This is a genomic window from Winogradskyella rapida, from assembly GCF_042675845.1.
Classification (GTDB): domain Bacteria; phylum Bacteroidota; class Bacteroidia; order Flavobacteriales; family Flavobacteriaceae; genus Winogradskyella; species Winogradskyella rapida.
Genome location: NZ_JBHTKM010000001.1, coordinates 81,939 through 105,438 on the forward strand (window position 1 = coordinate 81,939; position 23,500 = coordinate 105,438).

21 protein-coding genes and 2 tRNA genes are annotated in these 23,500 nt (G+C 35.9%); 15 read left to right on the forward strand and 8 right to left on the reverse strand.

Annotated features, from left to right (window positions below; translation table 11 throughout):
• Nucleotides 1-8: 8 nt before the first annotated feature.
• Nucleotides 9-2,996, reverse strand: a complete 2,988-nt coding sequence (locus tag ACFQ13_RS00320; RefSeq protein WP_386113108.1) for a T9SS type A sorting domain-containing protein — start codon at nucleotides 2,994-2,996, stop codon at nucleotides 9-11.
• 221 nt (nucleotides 2,997-3,217) lie between these two features.
• Between ACFQ13_RS00320 and ACFQ13_RS00325 the strand changes: the two genes are divergently transcribed.
• Nucleotides 3,218-3,418, forward strand: coding sequence for a hypothetical protein (locus ACFQ13_RS00325; RefSeq protein WP_386113109.1), 201 nt, complete (start codon nucleotides 3,218-3,220; stop codon nucleotides 3,416-3,418).
• Between the two features lie 481 nt (nucleotides 3,419-3,899).
• Here ACFQ13_RS00325 and ACFQ13_RS00330 read toward each other — a convergent pair.
• Nucleotides 3,900-3,984, reverse strand: a tRNA-Ser gene (locus ACFQ13_RS00330).
• Between the two features lie 197 nt (nucleotides 3,985-4,181).
• Here ACFQ13_RS00330 and ACFQ13_RS00335 point away from each other — a divergent pair.
• The 4 genes from ACFQ13_RS00335 to ACFQ13_RS00350 all read left to right on the forward strand — a co-directional run bounded on the left by ACFQ13_RS00335 (nucleotide 4,182) and on the right by ACFQ13_RS00350 (nucleotide 8,086).
• Nucleotides 4,182-4,961 carry a DUF3108 domain-containing protein gene (locus tag ACFQ13_RS00335; protein WP_386113110.1) on the forward strand — a complete coding sequence of 260 codons (780 nt, stop codon included), beginning with the start codon at nucleotides 4,182-4,184 and terminating at the stop codon, nucleotides 4,959-4,961.
• A 6-nt stretch (nucleotides 4,962-4,967) separates the two neighbouring features.
• Nucleotides 4,968-5,303 carry an FUSC family protein gene (locus ACFQ13_RS00340; RefSeq protein ID WP_386113111.1) on the forward strand — a complete coding sequence of 112 codons (336 nt, stop codon included), beginning with the start codon at nucleotides 4,968-4,970 and terminating at the stop codon, nucleotides 5,301-5,303.
• Between the two features lie 42 nt (nucleotides 5,304-5,345).
• Nucleotides 5,346-6,377, forward strand: coding sequence for a M28 family metallopeptidase (locus tag ACFQ13_RS00345; protein WP_386113112.1), 1,032 nt, complete (start codon nucleotides 5,346-5,348; stop codon nucleotides 6,375-6,377).
• 128 nt (nucleotides 6,378-6,505) lie between these two features.
• Entirely contained in the window at nucleotides 6,506-8,086 is a 1,581-nt protein-coding gene (locus ACFQ13_RS00350) for a M28 family peptidase (protein WP_386113113.1), read from the forward strand.
• Between the two features lie 209 nt (nucleotides 8,087-8,295).
• Here the strand turns inward: ACFQ13_RS00350 and ACFQ13_RS00355 are convergent.
• Both ACFQ13_RS00355 and bshB1 read right to left on the reverse strand, forming a co-directional pair.
• Nucleotides 8,296-8,371 (reverse strand) — tRNA-His (locus ACFQ13_RS00355).
• A 58-nt stretch (nucleotides 8,372-8,429) separates the two neighbouring features.
• Nucleotides 8,430-9,152 carry a bacillithiol biosynthesis deacetylase BshB1 gene (gene bshB1 / locus ACFQ13_RS00360; RefSeq protein ID WP_386113114.1) on the reverse strand — a complete coding sequence of 241 codons (723 nt, stop codon included), beginning with the start codon at nucleotides 9,150-9,152 and terminating at the stop codon, nucleotides 8,430-8,432.
• A 416-nt stretch (nucleotides 9,153-9,568) separates the two neighbouring features.
• On the opposite strand from bshB1, the gene pckA reads away from it, so the two are divergent.
• Both pckA and ACFQ13_RS00370 read left to right on the forward strand, forming a co-directional pair.
• Nucleotides 9,569-11,206: a phosphoenolpyruvate carboxykinase (ATP) gene (gene pckA, locus ACFQ13_RS00365; protein WP_386113115.1), complete on the forward strand. Its 1,638-nt coding sequence runs from the start codon at nucleotides 9,569-9,571 to the stop codon at nucleotides 11,204-11,206.
• Between the two features lie 55 nt (nucleotides 11,207-11,261).
• Nucleotides 11,262-11,960 carry a DUF2490 domain-containing protein gene (locus tag ACFQ13_RS00370; RefSeq protein ID WP_386113116.1) on the forward strand — a complete coding sequence of 233 codons (699 nt, stop codon included), beginning with the start codon at nucleotides 11,262-11,264 and terminating at the stop codon, nucleotides 11,958-11,960.
• Here ACFQ13_RS00370 and ACFQ13_RS00375 read toward each other — a convergent pair.
• The 4 genes from ACFQ13_RS00375 to ACFQ13_RS00390 form a co-directional block, all read right to left on the reverse strand.
• Nucleotides 11,941-13,092, reverse strand: a complete 1,152-nt coding sequence (locus ACFQ13_RS00375; RefSeq protein WP_386113117.1) for a trans-sulfuration enzyme family protein — start codon at nucleotides 13,090-13,092, stop codon at nucleotides 11,941-11,943. The genes ACFQ13_RS00370 and ACFQ13_RS00375 overlap by 20 nt on opposite strands.
• Nucleotides 13,093-13,221: 129 nt before the next feature.
• Nucleotides 13,222-16,419, reverse strand: coding sequence for a cytochrome c biogenesis protein CcsA (ccsA, locus tag ACFQ13_RS00380; RefSeq protein ID WP_386113118.1), 3,198 nt, complete (start codon nucleotides 16,417-16,419; stop codon nucleotides 13,222-13,224).
• Between the two features lie 102 nt (nucleotides 16,420-16,521).
• On the reverse strand, nucleotides 16,522-16,971 hold the full coding sequence (gene mscL / locus ACFQ13_RS00385; protein WP_386113119.1) for a large conductance mechanosensitive channel protein MscL: 450 nt from the start codon (nucleotides 16,969-16,971) through the stop codon (nucleotides 16,522-16,524).
• Nucleotides 16,972-17,031: 60 nt separating this feature from the next.
• Nucleotides 17,032-17,418, reverse strand: coding sequence for a group III truncated hemoglobin (locus ACFQ13_RS00390; protein ID WP_386113120.1), 387 nt, complete (start codon nucleotides 17,416-17,418; stop codon nucleotides 17,032-17,034).
• Nucleotides 17,419-17,531: 113 nt separating this feature from the next.
• Here ACFQ13_RS00390 and ACFQ13_RS00395 point away from each other — a divergent pair, with 113 nt between their 5' ends.
• The 8 genes from ACFQ13_RS00395 to corA all read left to right on the forward strand — a co-directional run bounded on the left by ACFQ13_RS00395 (nucleotide 17,532) and on the right by corA (nucleotide 23,428).
• Nucleotides 17,532-18,323 (forward strand): Rossmann-like and DUF2520 domain-containing protein, encoded by a 792-nt coding sequence (locus ACFQ13_RS00395; RefSeq protein ID WP_386113121.1) that lies wholly within the window; start codon nucleotides 17,532-17,534, stop codon nucleotides 18,321-18,323.
• 6 nt (nucleotides 18,324-18,329) lie between these two features.
• Entirely contained in the window at nucleotides 18,330-18,863 is a 534-nt protein-coding gene (locus ACFQ13_RS00400; RefSeq protein ID WP_386113122.1) for a KdsC family phosphatase, read from the forward strand.
• 26 nt (nucleotides 18,864-18,889) lie between these two features.
• Nucleotides 18,890-19,204, forward strand: coding sequence for a hypothetical protein (locus ACFQ13_RS00405; protein WP_386113123.1), 315 nt, complete (start codon nucleotides 18,890-18,892; stop codon nucleotides 19,202-19,204).
• A gap of 8 nt (nucleotides 19,205-19,212) precedes the next feature.
• Entirely contained in the window at nucleotides 19,213-20,139 is a 927-nt protein-coding gene (locus tag ACFQ13_RS00410) for a geranylgeranylglycerol-phosphate geranylgeranyltransferase (RefSeq protein ID WP_386113124.1), read from the forward strand.
• A 1-nt stretch (nucleotide 20,140) separates the two neighbouring features.
• Nucleotides 20,141-20,734 (forward strand): Maf family nucleotide pyrophosphatase, encoded by a 594-nt coding sequence (locus ACFQ13_RS00415; protein ID WP_386113125.1) that lies wholly within the window; start codon nucleotides 20,141-20,143, stop codon nucleotides 20,732-20,734.
• Between the two features lie 82 nt (nucleotides 20,735-20,816).
• Complete coding sequence (locus ACFQ13_RS00420; RefSeq protein ID WP_386113126.1) at nucleotides 20,817-21,761, forward strand: septum formation inhibitor Maf; 945 nt, start codon at nucleotides 20,817-20,819, stop codon at nucleotides 21,759-21,761.
• Nucleotides 21,762-21,806: 45 nt separating this feature from the next.
• Entirely contained in the window at nucleotides 21,807-22,346 is a 540-nt protein-coding gene (locus ACFQ13_RS00425) for a mechanosensitive ion channel domain-containing protein (RefSeq protein WP_386113127.1), read from the forward strand.
• Between the two features lie 2 nt (nucleotides 22,347-22,348).
• Nucleotides 22,349-23,428 carry a magnesium/cobalt transporter CorA gene (gene corA, locus ACFQ13_RS00430; RefSeq protein ID WP_386113128.1) on the forward strand — a complete coding sequence of 360 codons (1,080 nt, stop codon included), beginning with the start codon at nucleotides 22,349-22,351 and terminating at the stop codon, nucleotides 23,426-23,428.
• Nucleotides 23,429-23,500 lie beyond the last annotated feature (72 nt).

Sequence of the window (23,500 nt, forward strand, 5' to 3'; positions counted from 1 at the left end):
TTTAAGAATTACTCCTTAATCACTTTAAAGGTTTGCTGAGCACCATCTATAGTGACTTTTACAAAATAAACACCTTTATTAAGTTCATTCATATCTACTGTAGCGTCTACGGCATTTGGTGCAAGTTGTTGTACTTGTTGACCAATCATGTTGTAAATGCTAATTCCAGAAATAGATTGTTGTGCCTCAATGGTAAGGGTGTTCACCACTGGGTTAGGGTAATATTTAAATCCTTCAAAAGTATTTAAATCTACACTTAATGTTGCATCTGGATATACATATAATTCGAATGACGCCGCACTAGAAGCATGAACGCTAATCCAATATGTAGATCCTGCTACTAAATCTCCAGATCTAGAACCAGATAAATAACAGCTCGTTAAACCAACAATATCGTTATCTAAAGTAGAACAGTCATCACCACTAAATATAGCAAATGAAGCTGAACCAGAAACTCTTGTTAATTGGAAGTTATAGTTCCCCGTATAGTTTGGTGTAAAGCTATACCATACAGCAGCTCTAGTTGTACTACAGTTTTCTGCAGATGGGTAAGCGTTATCTAAGTTTCCTGACACGGCATTAGCTCCAGAACTATCAGGAGATTCTTCTAATAATGCAGGCGTAGAACAATCGTTGTTAGCTACTGCATCTGGCAATTGCCATGCACATAAGTTGAAATCAATACCTTCTCCTGTATGACTTGTTTGTACCATTACATAATAGCTTGAGCTTGCATCAAGTGTTAAGATTTTATTACTTGTAGAACAACCTCCAGTAATATCTACCAAAGATCCACATGCACCTTCATACACAGCAAAAGAACTTGATGGCGTAGTACTTAATCGCTCTAGTGAGAATTCATACAATCCTGAAACTGCTGGGTTAAATACATACCATACGTCACCGTAACCTTCAGTATTACAAGAATTATCTGAAGAAATAGTGGCTCCAAGCGTACTACCAGAAACTTGATTATCACAAGAATCATCTGTAGAAGCAAAGAATTCAATAGCACCTGTACACTCATCGTTTACTGGAGCTTCAGGAGCTTCTCTTAAACAAATGTTATAGCTCTGTGCATACTCTCCACTAACTCTGGTATTATTTCTAATATAGTAAGTGTTACCGATTGTTAAATCTGATAAAGTTACGTAGTTTGTAATGTAGCAGTTAAGGCTTGTTAAAGCACCACAACTTCCTTCTAATAATTCTGTTGCTTGGATAGTTCCACCACCACCAATTACTGCAGCAATATCTAAATATTCTAAAATAATTGTTTCGCTTGTAGCTTCAAAACTAAACCATACGTCATTGGTGTTATTGGTAATTGACGCACAAGTATTAGGATCTAATACAGATTCTGTAGCCCCTGCATTAGTAGCACTTGTAACAATTGTACAAGACCCATCTGTATTAATATCTAAGCTTATTGGTGCATCACAGTCATCATTAGATGGTGGGCAGTAAAAATAAGTCGAATCACTATAAAAACAAGTATCATCTTGATCGTTAGTTAAGGTAAAGTTTACTGTAGTTCCACTTTCGTAAGGTCCCATGGTTACAATACCTGTAGCACTAATATTTTCAATATTTGTTGTTGTAGCTACATCATCCGATAAGGTTAAAGACGTCGCACTTCCTAAATAAGATACATCTACATCTACTGAGAATTGTCCATTATCACAATCTGCAACTGGTGTTAATGTTCCTAAAGAAGGACTGATACAACTGTTTGCTGTAATAATTAAATCGTAAGAATAAGTTCGGGTTGAACCAGAGTTACTTAAAACAATAAAATATGTATTCCCTGCCATTAATACAACGTCAGAAATATTTTTATTATCATCAGAGTAAGATCCTTCATAAGCGATACACTCTGTTGCTACATCAGGACAAGCATCTAAAACGTGGATACTAGAACCGTTGTTAGAGATATTTGTTAAATCGATGTTTATAGATACATCCTCTACAGGTGTAATTTCATAAAATACATCGTTACCTCTCATGTAAGAACTACTACAAGGACTATCGTCAATATTATCTTCAAAATCAGCAGTATCAAGACCAGACTCTACATAAGGAAATCCTGTAATCTCAATAGGGCTGCTACATGTTGCTCCTGCAATTGGCGTAGAACGTGTTGTAAAGCTATACTCTACACATCCAGTTGCTGCTCCAACAGCATTAAAAGGAACAATGTTTACATAATATAAAGTCTCATAAGAAAGCTCAGGTAAAATGTAGCTTGTACCTGATGTTGTTACAGCATTTACAACATCTACACCACCTTCAGTAGTTCCTACAGATACTGTGTATCCTGTTGGTAATCCTGATGCTGCATCCCATGTTAAAGCCACTTGAGAATCTACATCTGTAGCACCATCTACTGGGTTTGTTAAAGCAAGGTCACAGTTTGGTATAGTATCCGCTAATTGAGTAATACTCACATCATCAATAACAGAAATATGTTTAAATCCTGTTACATTTGAAACCGTAGTTACAAATCTCACTTGAAAATCACTACCATCAGGAATAGTTCCTACACTGATATTACCGGTACTTTGACACGTACTTTCATCAATAAAGGTATAGTTAGAACCATCTATGGTTGTAATATTAGTCCAAGTTGTTCCACCATCTGTAGAATACTCTAAAACCATACTTCCCCAAGCCGAATGAGGCGCCATAAATGCAATTGGAGGAAACTGACTAACTTGTTCAAAAATATTATAACTAAAACTTACTGTAAGTTCTGTTCCATTAGATATACCTGTAAAATTTTCAGATACTAATGTTGTCGTCGCGCCTGCTTCCGTATAAGTATAGGCACTAAAACCTGAATCACCGCAATTAGATCCCGGCGTGGCAACCATTGATCCCGTCCATCCCGGAGGGGTTTGGTTTACTGTTGAACTATCAAAATCATCTATGATCTCAATTTGAGCATAAGATGACGCACTTAATAGCATCATTAAATAAATCGTAATTTTTTTCATTGATTTTTAGTTTAAATTAATTTGTAGTCTTTTATGACTTGGTTAGTCTAGCATGGTTCTAAGATATAACCATATATTCTATATTTAAAGGCCTTGTTTTTGGTATTTACCGAATTTCGAAAGTAAAAAACCAGACACAAACCACTACCAATCAGTCAGTTAATCCATTAGCAAATCATTTAACAAAATGCTAACAATTTATTTTGATTTTTAGCTGAAAAATGAAATATCAGCAAGGTTTCACCACAATTGATGCTGAATTCTCTGAAGAATTAACCGAAAGAAAAGAACTAAAAACAAAATTAACTTTTATACAGAAGAAGCGCCAAAACCCTTTGAGTAGGAACTTAAATATTACAAAAATGCCCCCGTATAAAGACGAGGTTTTTTGGACCTATTTTATCAAAACAAACACAGATTAATTTAACCTATTTCACAAGAGCTTTAATCTTGAAAATTGCTTTACGTTTTTCAGTGTCTATTACAAAATAACAAAGAAGAATTTCATGATCTTTAAAACAGATTCCTCAGATTTTGACTTTTAAGCCGATTTTAAATTAGGAACGGTTTTTCAGCTTATTTATAAAGATTGCATATTTTCGAATACCACGGAACGACAAAAAAGATTTTCTTAATAAAAGATGAATTTCGAAAGCCTGCCTCCTTATTAATTAGCATCCTTAATTTTTTCAACATAAAAACAGCGCGACAAGACTAAATAAGTATACTGAAAATGATTTATTAAGACGATTAAACTTGAAGAATCAGAACATAAAAGTTAAAAACATAGAACAATAAGACCCTAATCCATATATTATCAAGCCTTTAAAAAGACCAAAACATCCCTATTAGCCTAGCTTAAAACGCAAAAAACCCATAACTTTCATTATGGGTTTTGATTTGCGGAGAAAGAGGGATTCGAACCCCCGGAGGTGTGACCCTCAACAGTTTTCAAGACTGCCGCATTCGACCACTCTGCCATTTCTCCGAGTGTCTCATCAGGTATTCCCTGATTGCGGGTGCAAATATATAACCCTTTTTCAGTTTGACAAAATTTTTTTCGAACTTTTTTTAAAAAAATTCATTTTATCAATTTATATCTCAAAAATATCTCCGTTTTCAAAAAGCATTGTATTTTCGGCACAATAAATGTTTCACTTATTTTGGTATTAAAACCAACACTTTATGAAAAAATTGCTTGCCCTAAGTTTCTTCATTTCTACATTATATAGTTTTGCTCAGAATAATACAATTGCAGCTGGAGAAAAACTTGTCTTTACGGCCTCTTATAATATGTCTGGACTTTTAACCGATATTGCCGAGGTAAAAATGGAAACTAGTGAAGTTAAAACTTCAAAAACTACCCTACTCCGTTTAAAATGTACAGCTACAACCTATAAGAAATGGGATGACTTTTTTAAAATTAGAGATATTTATGAAAGCTATGTTAATCCTAAGACCCTAACCCCATACCTATATAAGAGAGATATTAGTGAAGGCGGCTATTACAAGTTTATGCAATACAAGTACAACCACAAAGCCAATCTTGTAAAAAGCCTTAAACGTAAAAAAAAGAAAGACGGAACCACTTGGGACGAGAACAAAGCCGTAAGAATAAGTACGGGAACTAAAGATATAGTAAGTCTCTTATACACCTTAAGAAACTTAGACATCCATAAAGCCACACCTGGCGACCAACAAGAATTCACTGTTCTATTTGATAATAAAGAAACCACGCTTGTGGTCTCCTATATAAAGAAAGAAACAATCTCTACAGCATTAGGCAGTAAAGCTTGTTACAAACTTAGCTTTGCGCTTAAAGGAAACGATATCTTAAAAGGCAATAATGCAAACTTACTATGGCTTACAGCAGATGCCAACAAAGTTCCTGTATATGCTAAATTTAAAATTCCTGTTGGGAATGGCGAATTAAAAATAACTTCTGCAACCGGTTTAAAACATTAATACAACATGAAAAAGATTCTTATTATTCTAGGTTTTATTGGCGCAATATTAGCCGTTATTTTTTCGGTGACTCCTTTATATAATGTTGCTCTTATGCCGCTAATCGTAGCCTTTGTTTGCGGTATAGCCCTTGTATTTATGACCAAAACCGCAGCATCTAAACCCAAAGCCATTCAGTATATTTTTCTGTTGGTGATCATCGCTTTAAGTATCACTATATACAAAGCCGTATTCAACACCTCCGAGATTGGAGATATTGAACAACTAGAACAACGTGACGAACAAAACCTTGAAGACTCTAAAGAACTTTTAGAAGATATTGAGATTGATGAGGATTTTTAAACTTTAGACAAACTCTAAAGCTTAAGACTTTTACTGCTGAATATGAAAACACTTATTGCTTCTGTATTGATTTTGGTTGGCTCTTGTGCCAACTTAAGACACAGTGAAAAAATTAAAAACCTAAAAGAAAGTATCAGCTATAAAGATAAGGCCGTAGTTGAGCAGTATCTAAATAGTATTACTCCTGAAGATTTAGAACTTCATCTTAAAGAAATTTCACAAGACAAATACAAAGGCCGTAAAACCGGAGAGGAAGGACATAACCAGGTATGCGATTATATTAGAGCCCACTATAAATCTTTAGAGATTCAACCTCCTGTTTCGCATTCTAACTATTATCAAATCGTTCCAGAAACGGCTTTACCTAATAACCTAAAGGCTTCACAAAATGTTATTGCCTATATGGAAGGAGCGGAATACCCCGATGAGTATGTTTACATTTCTGCGCATTCTGACCATGAAGGTATTATTAATGGTGAAATTTACAATGGCGCTGATGATAACGGTTCTGGCACCGCCGCAGTTTTAGAAATTGCTGAAGCCTTTAAACATGCAGCTCTAGCCGGACACCGTCCTAAACGCAGTATCGTATTTTTACATGTTACCGCAGAAGAGGTAGGGCTATACGGATCGCATTACTACACCCAAAACCCCATCTTTCCACTAGAAAATACCACAGCAACCTTAAATATAGATATGATTGGCCGTGTAGATCCAATTCATAAAGAGAATGAGAACTACCTCTATCTTATTGGCGCAGATAAATTAAGTACCGAATTGCATTACATTGCACAAAAGGCCAATACCACCTTTACCCATCTTAATTTAGATTATACCTATAATAAAGACAACGATCCTAATAGGTATTATTACCGCTCTGACCATTACAATTTTGCCCAATATGGCATCCCAGTTATCTTTTTCTTTAATGGAGAGCATGAAGACTACACCAAACCTACTGATACGGCCGATAAAATTAACTACCCCCTCCTAGCGGAACGCGCGCAATTTATATTTGCCACGGCATGGTATTTAGCCAATTCTAAAACCTCACTTTCTAGAGAGATTCTCTGATGTTAAAATTTACGAAAAACACAGAAGCTCCGCATTAAAGGCGCTGCTATTTTTTGTAGATTTAAGGCTTAATTTATAAGTCGCTGCATTAAGCCGCAACTTTATTACAAATCACTCTATTTTTATACATGAAAAAACTATTACTCTTAGGCTGTGCATTTTCCATAGTCGTAGGTTGTGGTACGTCCTCAAAAGGAAAGTCTACAACGGTAGCAACGGAAATAAGTACCCCTGTAGACCCATCTCAATTTGCAGAACACATTAATTCCGAAGAACTCAAAACCCTACTCTACAAATACGCTTCGGATGAATTTGAAGGTCGAAATACAGGAGAAAAAGGACAAAAAATGGCTGTTGAATACTTAAAACAGAAGTATCTCGCCATGGATATTCCTTCTCCTTTAGGTGGTGATGATTATTTTCAAGAGGTCCCTTTAGAAAAACAACAGGTTGCAGAAGCACAATTTTCTGTAAACGGCACAAGCTTTGAGAGTTTTGAAGATCATATTGTCTTAGCCTCTTCAGAAACTACAGAAATGACACTCGATCAGATTGTATACGTAGGTTATGGAATTGACGACACTAACTATTCCGATTATAAAAACAACGACGTAAAAGGCAAGTTTGTTTTAGCTAAAGCGGGAGAACCTAAAGACAGTGATGGTAATTACATCACTTCCGGAACATCGGAAGACACCAAATGGTCAAACGGACGTCAATCATTAGCCAGTAAAAGAGATGCGGCCAAAAACCATGGCGCACGCGGTCTTATTTATATGGATGACAACTTGTTTTCTAGATATGCTTCTTTTTACCAAAGACAAGCCGCTAGCGGAACCGCAGGACGTCTATCTTTAAAAAGTAAGGACCAGACCATGATTATGATGATGATTAATGCCAATTTAGGTAAAGCAATTTACGCTTCTATTGCTGAAGATGCTCAACCTAAAACATTAGACACTGACATTGCACTTGCTATAGAAAATAAGTCTGAAACAATTATGTCTGAAAATGTTGCGGCCTACATCAAAGGTTCTGAGAAGCCAGATGAAATTCTTGTGATTTCTGCACATTTAGATCACGAAGGCATTAAAGACGGAGAAGTATATAACGGCGCTGACGACGATGGCTCTGGAACCGTAGCCATTTTAGAAATTGCTCAAGCTTTTAAAGCTGCAGAAAAAGCAGGGTACGGCCCTAAACGTTCAGTGCTATTCTTGCACGTTACAGGAGAAGAAAAAGGCTTATTAGGCTCGCGTTACTATACAGACATTGATCCTATATTTCCTTTAGAAAACACCGTCTCTAATTTAAATATCGATATGATTGGACGTACCGATCCTAACCGTACATCAGGAACTCGAAATTATATCTATTTAATAGGAAGCGATAAATTAAGTACCGATTTACATAACATCTCTGAAGCGGCAAACACGAAGTATGTACAGTTAGAGTTAGATTATACTTATAATGATGAAAACGATCCAAACCGTTTTTACTACAGATCGGATCATTATAATTTTGCTAAGAATAATATTCCGGCTCTATTTTATTTTAATGGAACTCATGACGATTACCATAAACCGTCAGATACACCAGACAAAATTCAATACGATTTATTAGAAACACGTGCTAAACTTGTCTTCTACACGGCTTGGGAAATTGCCAATAGAAAAGAGCGCCCTGTTGTAGATAAAGCAGGAAAATAATTTACAACACCTTATTATAGCAAAAAGCCGCTCCTTATTCTGGAGCGGCTTTTTTTTGATTCATAGAATTCAATAATCCCTGCAGTTATATCTAAAATCACACAAACCATAGCTTTTAAAACCTTACAAACAACAGATTACAGCAAAACTTAGTATTTCAGTTTGGTCCACAAAAAAAGCCTTTCATTTCTGAAAGGCTTATTACTTTTGGGTGGAAGACCGGGTTCGAACCGGCGACTTTCGGTACCACAAACCGACGCTCTAACCAGCTGAGCTACAACCACCATTTTAATTGGGTTGCAAAGATAATTGAATAGTTAATATCTGCAAACATTTTTTTGAATTATTTTAAATCAAATATCGAATTTACGGCCACATAACGCTCAACTGTATAACCCTCAGCATGTTCCACTCCAATTAATCTTCCTAAATTTCTTGCTCTATAGTCTACGCTATCCGTGAAGTTTTTACTAGATATCGGAGTTTCAGGTTCTTGACTATCCGGATCAAAAAATTGCGTCTTATACGCTAAAACCGAAGCCTTCTTTTTTTCCATATATCCAGTAACATCAACCACAAAATCCGGTTCTATATCTTTCCATTGTATATAATGGTATACCGCTTTGGGGCGCCAAGGCTCTTGTGCCCCTGTTTCGTCATCATAATGGGTTTCAATTTTCTTTAGACCACTTAAAAAACAAGCGTCACTGACCAACTGACTCCCTTTTGGATGATCTATATGCCGATCATCAATAGCATTACAAAGTACAATTTCTGGGCGGTAGTAACGGATCATTTTAATCAACTCTAACTGATGTGCTTTATCATTCTTAAAAAAGCCATCAGCAAAGCGCATATTAATTCTAGAATGCACGCCTAAGATTTTAGCAGCATCAAAAGCCTCTTGATCTCGCGTTTCTGCCGTACCTCGTGTTCCTAACTCGCCTCGAGTCAAATCTATAATGCCTACTTTTTTTCCTTTGGCCACTTCTTTGGCTAAAGTGCCCGCACAACTTAATTCTACATCATCAGGGTGCGCTCCAATCGCTAATAGGTCTAATTTCATCTTCAATTTTATTTATCTGAATGTCAAAAATATTAAAAAGAAGACAGATTGTCGATTTCTTTTTAGTTCGCAAACGTTAGCGTCTGAAAATAAGTTGATTTTATGACCAAAATCACTAAAAAAATGAAAAACGTCTTGAAAAATCAAAGTATGACTTTCGTCATAAAAAATCCTTCTTAATGCTATTACCTTTACACCATAATTAAAACAGAGCATACGTTTGAGCTTTGAAAAGTCTATATAATAAAGAAGATTTTTAACGTCTAGCGTTAAGGTTTCAAAAAAAATAGTCAGTAAAGCACATTCTTATCAGGATTACAAAATAAAAGGCGCCTTGATCCTACTCTTTTTTAATTGTATTGTGGAAGCCATCATAATGGCGAGTTAAACTTAATATGAAATAAAAAAATTAAATCATGGAAACTTTATTAAATAACCCAATTATGAAAACAAGAGATCTGACAAAGTACGGAATAAAAGACACCACGGCACATTGGAACCTTTCTCCTGAAGAATTACAACGTATTACAATAGAAAAAGGCATGGGTAAAGAAACTGCTAATGGTACCCTCGCTATTAATACCGGAAAATACACCGGACGTTCTCCTCAAGACCGTTTTATTGTAAAAGATAACTATACTGAAGATCGTGTATGGTGGGGAAAAACAAATAAAGCCATCTCACCTGAAAACTTTGATCATTTACAGGCTGAAATTACAAAGTACTTAAGCGGAAAAGAAATTTATGTAAGAGATGCTTACGTTTGTGCAGATCCTGAATATAAAACGAATGTAAGAACCGTAACTGAACTTCCTTGGTCTAACATGTTTACTTATAATATGTTTTTAAGATCTGACGAATCAGAATTAGAAAACTTTGAAGAAGAATGGTTAGTACTATGTGCTCCAGGATATGAAGCTCCAGACCCTAAAGCCGTAGGTTTACGTCAAGGAAACTTCTCAATCTTAAACTTTACTAAAAAAATAGCTTTAGTTGGTGGTTCTGCTTATACAGGTGAAATTAAAAAAGGAATTTTCTCTTCTTTAAACTTTATCCTTCCTGTTGAAAAGAATGTATTACCAATGCACTGTTCTGCTAACGTTGGTGAAGCAGGAGACACAGCAATCTTCTTTGGATTATCTGGAACAGGTAAAACAACTTTATCTGCCGATCCAAAACGTAAGTTAATCGGTGATGATGAGCACGGATGGACTGCTGAAAACAACATTTTCAACTTTGAAGGTGGATGTTATGCAAAAGTGATTGACTTATCTGAAGAAAAAGAACCAGATATCTTTAGAGCTGTTAAGCCAGGCGCTATATTAGAAAACGTCGTCTTCAAAGACAATGGAGAAGTTGACTATATGGACAGCAGCATCACACAAAACACACGTGTAAGCTACCCTATTTATCATATCGATAATATTCAAAAGCCTTCATTTGCAGGAAACCCTAAGAATATTTTCTTCTTAACAGCAGATGCCTTTGGGGTATTACCTCCAGTATCTAAGTTAACTCCAGGTCAAGCGGCTTACCACTTTATCTCTGGTTACACAGCTAAAGTAGCAGGTACAGAAGCTGGAATTACAGAACCAGTACCATCATTCTCTGCTTGTTTTGGAGAGCCATTCATGCCATTACACCCAACGGTGTACGCAGAAATGCTAAGCAAAAAAATGCAAGATGCCGGTGTAAATGTTTGGTTAATCAATACAGGATGGAGCGCAGGACCTTACGGTGTAGGATCTCGTATTAAATTGAAATATACTAGAGCCATGATTACGGCTATCCTTGATGGGGAATTAGACAACGTAGAGTTCTCACAACACCCAATCTTCGGATTATTTATGCCAAAAGAATGTCCTAATGTTCCTAATGAAATTTTAGATCCAATGAACACTTGGGCAGAAAAAGGCCAGTACATTAGTAAGTCTATCCAATTAGCACACTCTTTCCACTTAAACTTTGAAAAGTTTGCTAGTGAGGCTTCAGAACAAATAATTGAAGGTGGCCCATTAATTGATGAACACCACCAATTAAACGACCACGTTTAATCATTTCCATGATTGTTAAGAGCCCTATTTTAGGGCTCTTTTTTTTATTCTTTATATGATGAAAAATAATTTACTTCTCATATGGATTCTACTCCTTTGGAGTTCTACCCTATTCGCTCAAAAAACTTCCGAAGATTACTTTGGGGCTTGGTATACGGTTGGTGTACAACACCGATTTTCAGACCATTTTAGCCTAACACCTTATGCTGAACTTCGTTTTTATGAGCCCACATCTAATTACAACCTCACGTTTTTAAGTCTTAATGCTAATTATCATTTAAAAAACAGTCAAACCCTTACGCTAGCCTATGCTTATTTAGATATAGATAGTGTTCTTGATGCGGATAATATGCCCAATACTATTGAGAACCGTATTATGGAACAATACAGTAAAAAACACAAATTAGGAGCCTTAAGCCTACAACACCGATTTAGACTGGAACAACGCTTTCTAAAGTATACCGATAGAAACGAAATACAACACCGATTTCGTTACCGCTTGAGTCTTAAATACCCCCTTAATAATACCTTTTTTTTAGGATTACGAGAAGAGGCTTTTGTTAATTTTCAGGATCAAGTTTTTCATGAAAATCGATTTTATATCGGTCTAGGCGTATACATAAAAAAACAGGTTCAACTTCAAATGGGCTATATGAAACACCACGTCAGAAAGAACAACCTAAACAGAATTCAAGTTGGTCTTAGCATACAAACAGGCTCTAAAGCACCAAAACCTACTGCAACGCCGCAATAGCTTGCTTAATATCTGCTTTGAGGTCTTTTACATCTTCTATCCCAACTGAAAAACGAATTAACTGATCGCTAATTCCAACAGCATCGCGTTCTTCTTGCGTTAACAAGGCATGCGAGGTTAAATGTGGAGAGATCACCGTACTTTCTACCCCTGCCAAACTCATGGACGATTTTATCAATTGCAGTGCCTTTTGAAACTGGTAAGCATCTAAGCCTTCAACCAACTCAAAAGACAACATAGCACCAAATCCACTCATTTGTGATTTCGCTAATTGATATTCTGGGTGCGATTTTAAACCTGGGTAATACACTTTAGCTACCTTAGGGTGTTTATGCAACCATTTAGCCATCTTAACGGCGTTTTTGGTTTGTGCTTTAACACGTAAGCCTAAGGTTTTCATGCTACGCTCTAACATCCAAACTGTCATATCACTTAAGTTGCCTCCTAAATTTTTACCAACGTTCCAAATGCGTTCTATATGCGCTTCGGAACTGGCCACAACACCCGCCAAAATATCACTATGTCCACCTAAGTATTTGGTGGCTGAATGCATCACCATATCGATTCCTAAATCCATAGGATGCTGATTTACCGGCGAAGCAAACGTATTATCTATAGAGGTTAAGACGCCCCTAGCCTTCCCTAGCTTGGCTATAGCTTTAATATCCGTGATGGTCATTAAAGGGTTAGAAGGCGTTTCAATATGAATTAATTTTGTATTCGGTTTAATGGCTTGGTCAAAATCTTCAACCTTATAACCATTGGTAAACGTATATTCAATACCGTACTTTGGAAATTCCTCTTTAATAAAATTAACGGTTCCTCCGTACAAGGTATTTTGTACGACAATATGATCACCTTGTTTTAAAAAAGCCAAAAACATAGTACTGATGGCTGCCATACCTGAACCAAAAATTAAGGCGGCCTCCGTATGTTCTAAAGCAGCTATTTTCTTGGCCAAATAGGCTTGATTGGGCGTATTAAAATAGCGCGGATAACGTTTTACTTCAACATCTAAAAACTCATAAGACGAACTTAAATACATTGGAGACACGGCTCCTTTAAACTGTTCATCTTTAACTTCTCCTACGTGCGTACAAACGGTATTTAATCCTAATTTCTTTTTAGACATCTTCTTTTTTAATTTGTTCTAAAATTAATAAAAACCCCATGAAGTCTTGTTAATTATAAACCAAAAAAAATTGGTTGCTCTACATAACGTTTAGCAACCAATTTTATATATCTGTATACGGAATACCGTTTATTTCTTGTAATACTTACGGTGTTTTACGTAGGCTAAAATACCCAATACAGCAATTACACCTAAGGTAATAGCGATAAATTGGAAACTTAAAATCTGATCGCCACTAGCGTAAGAGTGTAACCCTGACAAATAGAAATTAACACCAAAATAGGTCATTAATATACTACCGAAAGCTAAAATTGACATTAAGTTGTAAATCCAACGGCTTCTTAAACCAGGAACTAAACGCATATGAATAACAAATGCATAAATCATAATACTAATAAGCGCCCATGTTTCCTTAGGATCCCAGCCCCAATAACGTCCCCAACTTTCGTTGGCCCACATACCGCCTAAAAAGTTTCCTATCGTTAACATCACTAAACCTACTGTTAAGGCCATTTCGTTAATAATAGTAAGCTCTTTAATGTTAATAAGCATGCGCTCTTTATTCTCTTTATTGGTAAAAATCATTAATAGTAAGGCCACAACTCCTAGGATCATTCCGATAGCAAATGGTCCATAACTTGCTACGATAACCGAAACGTGAATCATTAACCAATAGCCTTGTAATACCGGTTGTAAATTCGCGATAGCAGGATCCATCCAGTTCCAATGTGCCACCATTAAAATCATAGAACAAACAAAGGCCGAAGCTGCAATGGTTAAACTACTCTTTTTAAGGCCTAATAATAGACCAAATAACATCACTGACCAGGCCACATAAATCATAGACTCATAAGCATCACTCCAAGGGGCATGCCCCGAAAGGTACCAACGTAAAATGAGTCCGCCTAAGTGTAACACAAATAAGGCAATAATGACACCAATAAAGACTTTTATAGCCACATCTAACCAAGCACTCTTATACTTAAAAATCTGAACAATGATTAATATGAATAAAGCCGCACTAGCATACATATACCAGCTAAATAACTGCTTAAAAATATCATAATCGTTATATAAGATTTCAGCATTAATTTTTTCATCGGAAAGCATCACATCACTTCCGTAGCGCTGTTGTGTTTTCTTAATGGCTTCTAATAACCCTTCCGCTTTAGAATAATCACCCGTTTGTTTCGCATTATTTAACGTCACTAAATAGGTACTAAATCCATTGTTTATAAAATTACCATATAAGGTATCTTCTATTTTTTCGCGGTAACCTTGCTCTCTAAATTCTAATGCTGAAATCCACTTGTTATTTTCATCATGAGGCACCGGGAAAATTTTAACCGTTCGACCTTCAATAGCATTGTATAATAAGTTCACTCTAGAATCGGCCTCTTTAACTTCCTTCTGAAACCCATTAGGCTCAGTGGTTTTATAGGCTTGCTCTAAATAAGGCGCTAATTTATAACGGCCTTCTGGTGTAAAGAAATCTACAAGTTTGGCGTATTTATCGTCATAGTCTACACCAATAATAGTTCTAATAGAATCGGCTTTTCTAGGCTTTAAATAAATGATAGGTACATTATACCACAGCATCGGACTTTCTTGAATAGATAGGAAAACCTGATCGGCATCAAAATCTTCATACACTTCACTTTTACTCAGTTTTCTAAGCATTTCTGAAGCATAGGTATGCATTGGCATCATACGCCCACTATAATCTTGAACCACCATTTTTGAAAATTCTGCAGTATGGTGCTGTGGGGTAATATGAACGGCAAGAATAGAATCTATTTGCGCTTTTGTGGTTTCTTTTTGATGGTTATGACCATCGTTTTCTGAATGCTCTTGCGCAAAACCAGAAAAACTCACTAAAAGCAACAACATAGACATCATTTTTGCTTTCTTCTGCTTTATTTTACCAAGGCGCGTTCTTATTTCATCAAAACGAGTGTGCTTCGCGAAAAGGATTGCCATTAAACCAAAATACAATAAGAGGTATCCGGCATAAGTAATATAGGTTCCCCAAAAATCATGATTTACAGATAAAACTGTTCCTTTTTCATCGGGATGGAAACTGGCTTGAAAAAAGCGGTATCCTTTATGATCTAAGACATGATTCATGTAAATTCTATAATCAAAATCTTCAGCTTCTTTGTCTAGAACAGTAATTTTACTTTCGTAAGATGAATAGGCATTTTCTGTGCCAGGATATTTTTCAGCAATAAAATCGTTCAATTTAATATCAAAAGGAAGTTTTAAAACTTTTGGTCCGTATTGCAAGGCAATCTCTAAACCTCCAACATTAAACTCTTCAAAGCCAGTATTGGTTCCTGGTCCACCTAGAAGTCCTACTTCTTTGGTTTCACCATTAGCGGTAACCTTTAAAACAAGGCCGTCATTATCATTCTTTAATAGCTGTGATTTTTTCACAATTCCAAAATCTCCCTTCACTATTGGTTTTGGTAATACAATTTGCATATTACCAATAACATAACGCGATCTTAAAATTAAAGGCTGTAAACTGTCTTTTTCTAACTTCCCAGAAGCCATGGTAGCCATGGTAAGATATTCACCTTCAAAAGGCGATTGAATATATAAGCCATCTTCCGTTTCTGAAATGTTAATCGCTCCTTCTTGAAATTTATTTAAAGACACGAGCGTATTGTGCAGGTTAACCACCTTACCATCTTCTAAAAAATGGTTATGCGGCGCACCATCACCAGCTTCAACAATTTTTAAATAACGTTTCCCGTTTTCATTCGGGATCACATCTTGCTCAGCACCTTCAATAAATTTTTCTAATTCTATATGAACATTAGTCCCACCATAATCAAAATCTTCACTGAAGCTATTGTCTAATCGTGGCGAAAAATCTACCATTTCTTCAATTCTACGCTGTTGGAGTTGGCCATTAACCTTGTAATTTCCAAGGATTCGTCCGCTGATGTAGGTTTTCTGAGAGAAAAACTCGTTTACCGTCTCTCCTTCTCTAATAGGCATCATTCCTTCAAAACCAATATAACGGGTAATAAAGGCCCCTAACAAGATAAAAATAAAAGATAAATGCAGAATTAAAGTGGCCCACTTTTCCTTTCTAAGCAGTCGATATCTAAAAATATTTCCGACGAAATTTATAACAAATAACACCATAATAGCTTCAAACCACCATGCGTTATAGATTAAAGTTCTCGTATATGGAGTTGGAGACGTATCCATATTACGATCTAAAATGGTTCCCACAGCCATGGCTACAGCAAAGGCAATAAATAAGAACGCAGTAAGTTTTGTTGAAAATAGGAAATTGGCGATTTTTTTCTGCATAATACTAGGCTTTTTTAAGCTCGCGCAAAGATATGTTTTTTACGTTTACCACCCGCCCTTTAACGCTTGTAATGGTGTTAAAATTGAAATAAAAAATGCGACTTATTGCCCTATGTTTCCTTTTAGCATTTTGTTTTGCTCCACCATTAATTCTTTTAAGTCGGTTAACAACTGAATATCCTTAGGGGTCACTACCGTTTTATCCTTTGGATTTTGAGATTTTGTACGGAGTTTATTCATGAATTTTACAATAATAAACACCGTAAATCCAATAATTAGAAAATCGAGAAACACTTCAGAAAGTTTACCGTAAGCCACAGCCACTTCACTAATTGTGGTTTCCCCAGAGGCATCAATCACAGCATCTCGTAACACCCACTTTTTATCGTTAAAATTGACACCATCAGTTAATAGAGATATTGGAGGCAGTATAACCTGTTTGGCTAAGACATCGATAACTTTATTAAACGCAGCACCAATAATTATCCCGATGGCCATATCCATCATATTTCCTTTAACGGCAAATTCTTTAAACTCTTTTAACAAACCCATATGTCTTCTTTTTTTATAGTTCTAATCCCTACAAATTTAGAAAGATGGTCTTGATAAATTTTAATTTCGAGACTTAAATATATGGATTTGCATAAAGGTACTCATCTTTTGAGCGCGGCGTTTGGCCTGCTCTGCCCTTTCTCCTTCAAATAGAGCATCTATAGTACTAAACCATAAATTAAGCCAGAGTCCAAAGTGTTTGGCACCGATTGAATGATTAAAAGCCTTATCTACTCTTACATGCGCCTCTAAAGGATTGCCTAAGTACTTCTTTTTTAAAAACAGGCTAGACTCCCAAAACGTCGTGAGCTCGTCTAAATGCGCATCCCAATCTTTAATTGTGGTATTAAAAATAGGACCTAAAACATCATCTTGACGTACCTTATCATAAAATGTAGATACCAACAAAAAAATATCTGCTCTCGATTTAATATCTTGTTTTTCCATGGTTTATTTTCGGCGTCTTAGAAGGATTAAGAACCCTATTAACCTTTAAAAAGGCTCCTTTTTTTATCGGGTAATTATGGCACTAAAATAAGAAATCTTATTACTTTTACAGCATGATATCAGTTGTAATACTAGGCGCAGGAAATGTTGCCACACATTTATATAAAGCATTTAGAAATGCTGAAAACATTGAAATTACGCAATGGTACAACCGTTCGCGTTCCGCTATCTCATCCTATGCCAATACGGTAGAGATTACAGATAAATTAGAGGACTTAAAAGAAGCCAATCTTTATATTATTGCAATTAGTGACGATTGTATTGCTGAATTTTCTTCAGAATTACCTTTTAAAGATCGTTTTGTGGTGCATACCTCGGGAAGCGTTGCCATGCATGATATTGATAAGAAAAACCAAATTGGTGTTTTTTATCCCTTACAATCCTTTTCAAAAAATGCGGAGATTGATTTTTCTGAAGTGCCTATTTGCATTGAGGTTTATGAAAAGGAAAACCTTCAGTTATTAAAAGACTTAGCGCAAGCCGTAGGTTGTAAAGCACATAAAATTACCACAGAGCAACGTCAGACCCTACATTTAGCGGCCGTTTTTGTGAATAATTTCACCAATCAACTGTATAGAATTGGTCACGAAATCTGTGAGACCAAGAATATTGAATTCAATATTTTACATCCGTTAATCGAAGAAACTGCAAAGAAAATACAACATATGTCGCCTTTTATGGCCCAAACTGGTCCTGCAAAACGACATGATAAGAAAACCATAAAACGACAGTTAAAACTTATAGAAAAGGATTCTCATGCCTCTATTTATAAATTATTAACCGCCTCTATAAAAAGTACGCATGGGTTTAACAGCCCAAAACCTATTAAAACTACAAAAGACTAAGACCTCATGAACGACGACAAAAGTTATAAAGAATACCTTGCCAATATCACCACTTTTATTTTTGATGTTGATGGCGTTTTAACCGATGGAACCATCACGGTAACCACAGACGGTGAAATGCTACGCACCATGAATATCAAAGATGGTTTTGCGCTAAAGACCGCTGTAGACACAGGGTTTAACGTTTGTATTATTTCTGGAGGTTCTAATGAAGGGGTAAGAAAACGTTTAGCAGGCTTAGGGATTAAGGATATTTTCTTAGGCGCGCATCATAAAATTGAGCAGTTAGAACAGTATTTATCAGAAAAAAAGGTAAGCACCGCTGAAGTTTTATATATGGGCGATGATATTCCGGATTATCCGGTTATGAAACTTGTTGGACTTCCGTGTTGTCCTCAAGATGCCGTTCCGGAAATTAAAAGCATCTCTAAATACGTATCTCATAAAAATGGTGGAAAAGGCGCTGTAAGAGATGTAATAGAGCAAGTTTTAAAGGTGCAAGATCAATGGCAGAAAAATTTTAGTGCCAAACACGATTAAGGATTAAGTAAAAAACGTTTCACAACATGTCAGCAAAAGGTAGAAGACATAGTACAGGATTTGGATATATTGGTTTTGGTAATAGTCAAGCAACTTTTAACCGAAAATCGGCCACACCTTACTCTAGATATAAGGAAAAATTAGATTTAGAAGCCCACCTCGACTACCAAATTCATTTTTTACATAAAGACCTTACTAAAGAAGACAAACAAAAAATTAAAGACAAGATTAGAAAGCAAGAGCGTCAACTTTTAATTAAAACGGTTATTGTTGGCAGTGTTATCTTCGGCATTTTCGCTATTCTTGCCTATTTTTTAGTCACCACTATATTATCTCACTAATTTCTAAAATGATTCAATTTCTTAATTTAATTCGTTGGAAAAACTTATTAATGATTGCCCTAGTACAGGTATTAGTAAAATATGCTTTACTCTTACCTTTTGTAGACTCTCATGGGCTTACCACAGCTTTAAAACCGTTTGATTTTGCGATTTTAATTTTGGCAACGCTTCTTATTGCCGCAGGTGGTTATATCATTAATGATATTTATGATATTGAAACAGATCGTATTAATCGCCCCGATAAGGTTATCATCAATAAACACATCAGCGAAGAAAAAGCGTTAATGGCTTTTATTATACTGAATGTTATTGGTGTAGGCTTAGGGTTTTATTTGTCTGACGGCCTTGGAAAATCTGGACTCGCCTCGGTATTTGTTTTGGCCTCAGCCTTACTTTATATCTATTCATCCTACCTTAAAAGATTGTTCCTCGTGGGCAACATTGCCATATCTTTAGTCGTGGCCTTAAGTATTCTTTTAGTCGGTATTTTTGAAGTGTTACCGTCTTTAGCACCTTCTAATAGAGTGGTACAAATAACGTTTTTCGAAATTATTTTAGACTATGCAATTTTCGCCTTTATGATTAATATGATTCGCGAATTGATAAAAGACATCGAAGATATTGATGGAGATCATCAATCCGGAATGCAAACCTTACCTATCGTCTTAGGGCGCGACCGTGCCAACTATGTCGCTATTGGTTTTACTACAATTGCTCTTTTTTCTGTAGTGTATTACGTGATTACCTATTTATTTAAGTTGCCTTTGGTTGTCGCCTATTTTCTAGTTTTTATAGTAGCTCCCTTAATTTACATTATTTTAAAACTACTCAACGCCAAGCATAAAGCCCATTATGTACATATTAGCCTGATCTTAAAACTAGTTATGCTTACAGGGATGTTATCATTACTGCTTTATAATTTTATTCTGAAATAATATGCTGAACGCGACCTTAAAAACATTCAACCTTATATTAGCCTCAGGATCACCACGTCGACATGCGTTTTTAAAAGATATGAATCTGGACTTTAGCATTCAGCTTCGACCTGTTGATGAAGTTTATCCTGAAGATTTAAAGCGTGAAGCCATAACCGATTACCTTTCAAAATTAAAAGCCACACCTTTTAAAGACGAACTAAAGGATAAGGACATTCTAATTACGAGCGATACTATTGTATGGTTAGAGGACCAAGCATTGGGCAAGCCTAAAGACAAAGCAGATGCTTTTGAAATGATTCAATCTTTAAGCGCTAAAACCCATGAGGTCGTAACTTCTATTTGTTTTACCTTAAACTCAGGACAGCACGTGGTAAACACCACAACTAAAGTGACCTTTAAACCCTTAACTTCGGAAGAGATCTGGTATTACATTAACACTTATAATCCGTTAGATAAAGCGGGTGCTTACGGTATACAAGAGTGGATTGGCGCTATAGGAATTACGAGTATTGAAGGGTCTTATAATAATGTAGTTGGTTTACCTACACATTTACTTTACAAAACGTTAAATACCATTGCAGAAGACTACTAGTCTCGTATCTTTATTAGAAAATTATCTCTTTTATAGTGCGCCTTTAAACTTCAGGCCATAAAGAAGCATAAATTTAATTCTTATGATGATACCGATGAGTAAACCCAAAGCATTTTATATGATACTTGCTGCTATAGGCTTTAGTATCATGTCTTGTTCAGACACTAAAAAAACAACCTCACCCCCGATGGCTATTTCTGAACGCCCTCAAAAAAAAGCAACTCCTAAAACCAAATTATCGGAAGCATTTAAAAACTATTGGTATAGCGGTGAAGCGGAAATTACGTCTTATCGCCTAGAACAAGCCCGCTATGGAGAACTTAGAGAAGGAACTGCGGTTTTAGTTTTTGTAACGGAAGATTTTCTTCCTGAAGTTCAAGTTAAAGCCGACCATTATAGTGAAAACAACATCCGCGTTTTAAAGCTTAATGCTACCAAAAATTTTAATACGGGTATTTACCCCTATTCTATTATGGAAAGCACCTTTTATCCGGTAGCCGATAATCAGCATGCCTTAAAAATCACAAATTCTGTACAAGAATGGTGCGGACAAACTTATATACAGCTGAATAACCGTGATCGTTTTGAAATTCAATCGCATTCCTATTTTCAGCATTCTGCAGACCAAACTTTCGCTGTAGACAAAGCTTTAACAGAAAATGAACTTTGGGCAAAACTAAGAATAGACCCTAAAAAACTGCCGGTAGGTCCTATTTCAATTATGCCGTCCTTAGAATATTTACGCTTAAACCATGAAGACGTAAAACCCTATGAGGCTTTAGCAACTTTAGATGAAGGCAGCTACACCATATCCTACAACACCTTAAATAGAACTTTAAAAATCAATTTTAATCCTAATTTCCCTTACGATATTTTAGGCTGGGAAGAAACCACAGTTTACGGTAAGGGTGCAGACACAAAAACCTTAACAACAAAAGCCACAAAATTAGAAACGCTTAAAACAGACTATTGGAATAAAAAAAGTAAAACAGACGAAAGCCTTAGAGAAACTTTGAAATTGCAGTAATATTCCGCAAAACTCAGTTATCTTTACGTTAAATACTTTCGTTTTATGGGTTCTATTTTTCAGCGTTATAACGATCAAATTTTATATACCGTTATACTGCTCATTGTCTTATTTGCAATTAGAGCACTCATTGTTATTACGGTTAAAAAAATTGGTAGAACTAGCGGTACCACTGAAGCTAGAGCAGGACTCATTGGGCGTTACGCAACCGTAACTCTAGTCCTTATTGCCATTCTTATAGAAGCTTTTATTCTCGGCGCTGAAACTAGAGACATTACCTTAGTCTTTTCTTCTGTATTTGCCGTTATTGGTATTGCGCTTTTTGCCATATGGTCTATTTTAAGCAACATCACTTCTGGAGTTATTATGTTTTTCTCATTTCCGTATAAAGTTGGCGATAAGATAAAAATCCATGATAAAGATTACCCCGTAGTGGCTATTATTGAGGACATTAGAGCCTTTCAACTGATCTTAAGAGAAGACAATGGCAATTTAGTCACCTACCCCAACAACCTGATATTACAAAAAGCTGTAACTTTATTACAAAAAGACGCCTTAGACGATTCAAGTTCGAGTATTCTATAATTATGAAAAAAAAGCCTGCAAAAAAAAGAACTCAGAATTATAAAAAACATGCCGGAAAAGCACCGGGAACACTCGTCTATACCGGAGTTAAAACCGAAAAGAAACTAAAAATAGAGTCTTTTGATTATACTAAAGATGCCTTAGCTGAAAAGACCCTTACCGATATAGAGGAAGCCCAATCCTTTAAAGACAGTGCCTCTGTCACTTGGATTAATATCGATGGACTTAATGCCATTGATGAAATTGAAAACATTGGGAAACAATACGATCTTCACCCTTTAGTTTTAGAGGATATTGTAAACACTACTCAACGTCCTAAGATTGATGAATATGACGATTACCTATTCATCGTCCTTAAAATGTTGTATTACGATCAAGATGAAAAGATTGTCATTGAACAAGTGAGTTTTATCTTAGGAAAAAATTACGTCCTTTCCTTTCAAGAAGCTGAAGGTGATGTTTTTGATAATGTAAGAGACCGTTTGCGTTTAGGAAACGGACGTATTCGTGGTCTACAGTCCGATTATTTACTCTATGCCTTAATAGATGCTGTGGTTGACCATTATTTTAGCATTATTGAAACCTTAGGCAACAAAATAGAAGACTTAGAAACCGATTTATTTGCCGGAAACTCCAGAGAAAATATCAATATTGAAGTACAGCAATTAAAGCGTGAAATCTTAAAAGTACGTCGGGCCATTTTCCCACTTCGCGAAATTATTAACAGGGTAGAAAAAGGAGAACATGAGTTAATTTTTCAACGTACACTAACCTATTATAGAGACATCTACGACCACCTTATTCAAGTTTCAGAAAACATTGACATTTACAGAGAAATGATATGGAGTTTAATGGATATGTACATGACTACCATAAGCAATAAGATGAATGAAGTAATGAAGGTCCTCACCATCATGTCTTCTATTTTTATTCCACTCACCTTTCTTGCAGGTATCTACGGTATGAATTTTACCTACATCCCTGAGCTGCAATACCGCAACGGTTATTTCATTCTTTTAGGCGTGATGCTCGTTATTTTTATCGCTTTACTCATTTACTTTAAACGCAAAAAGTGGCTCTAGAAAATTAAGGCTCAGCCTAGAGCATATAAGTCTTTTCTTAATTTTAAAGCAACGTTAAAAAAATCTAAAACA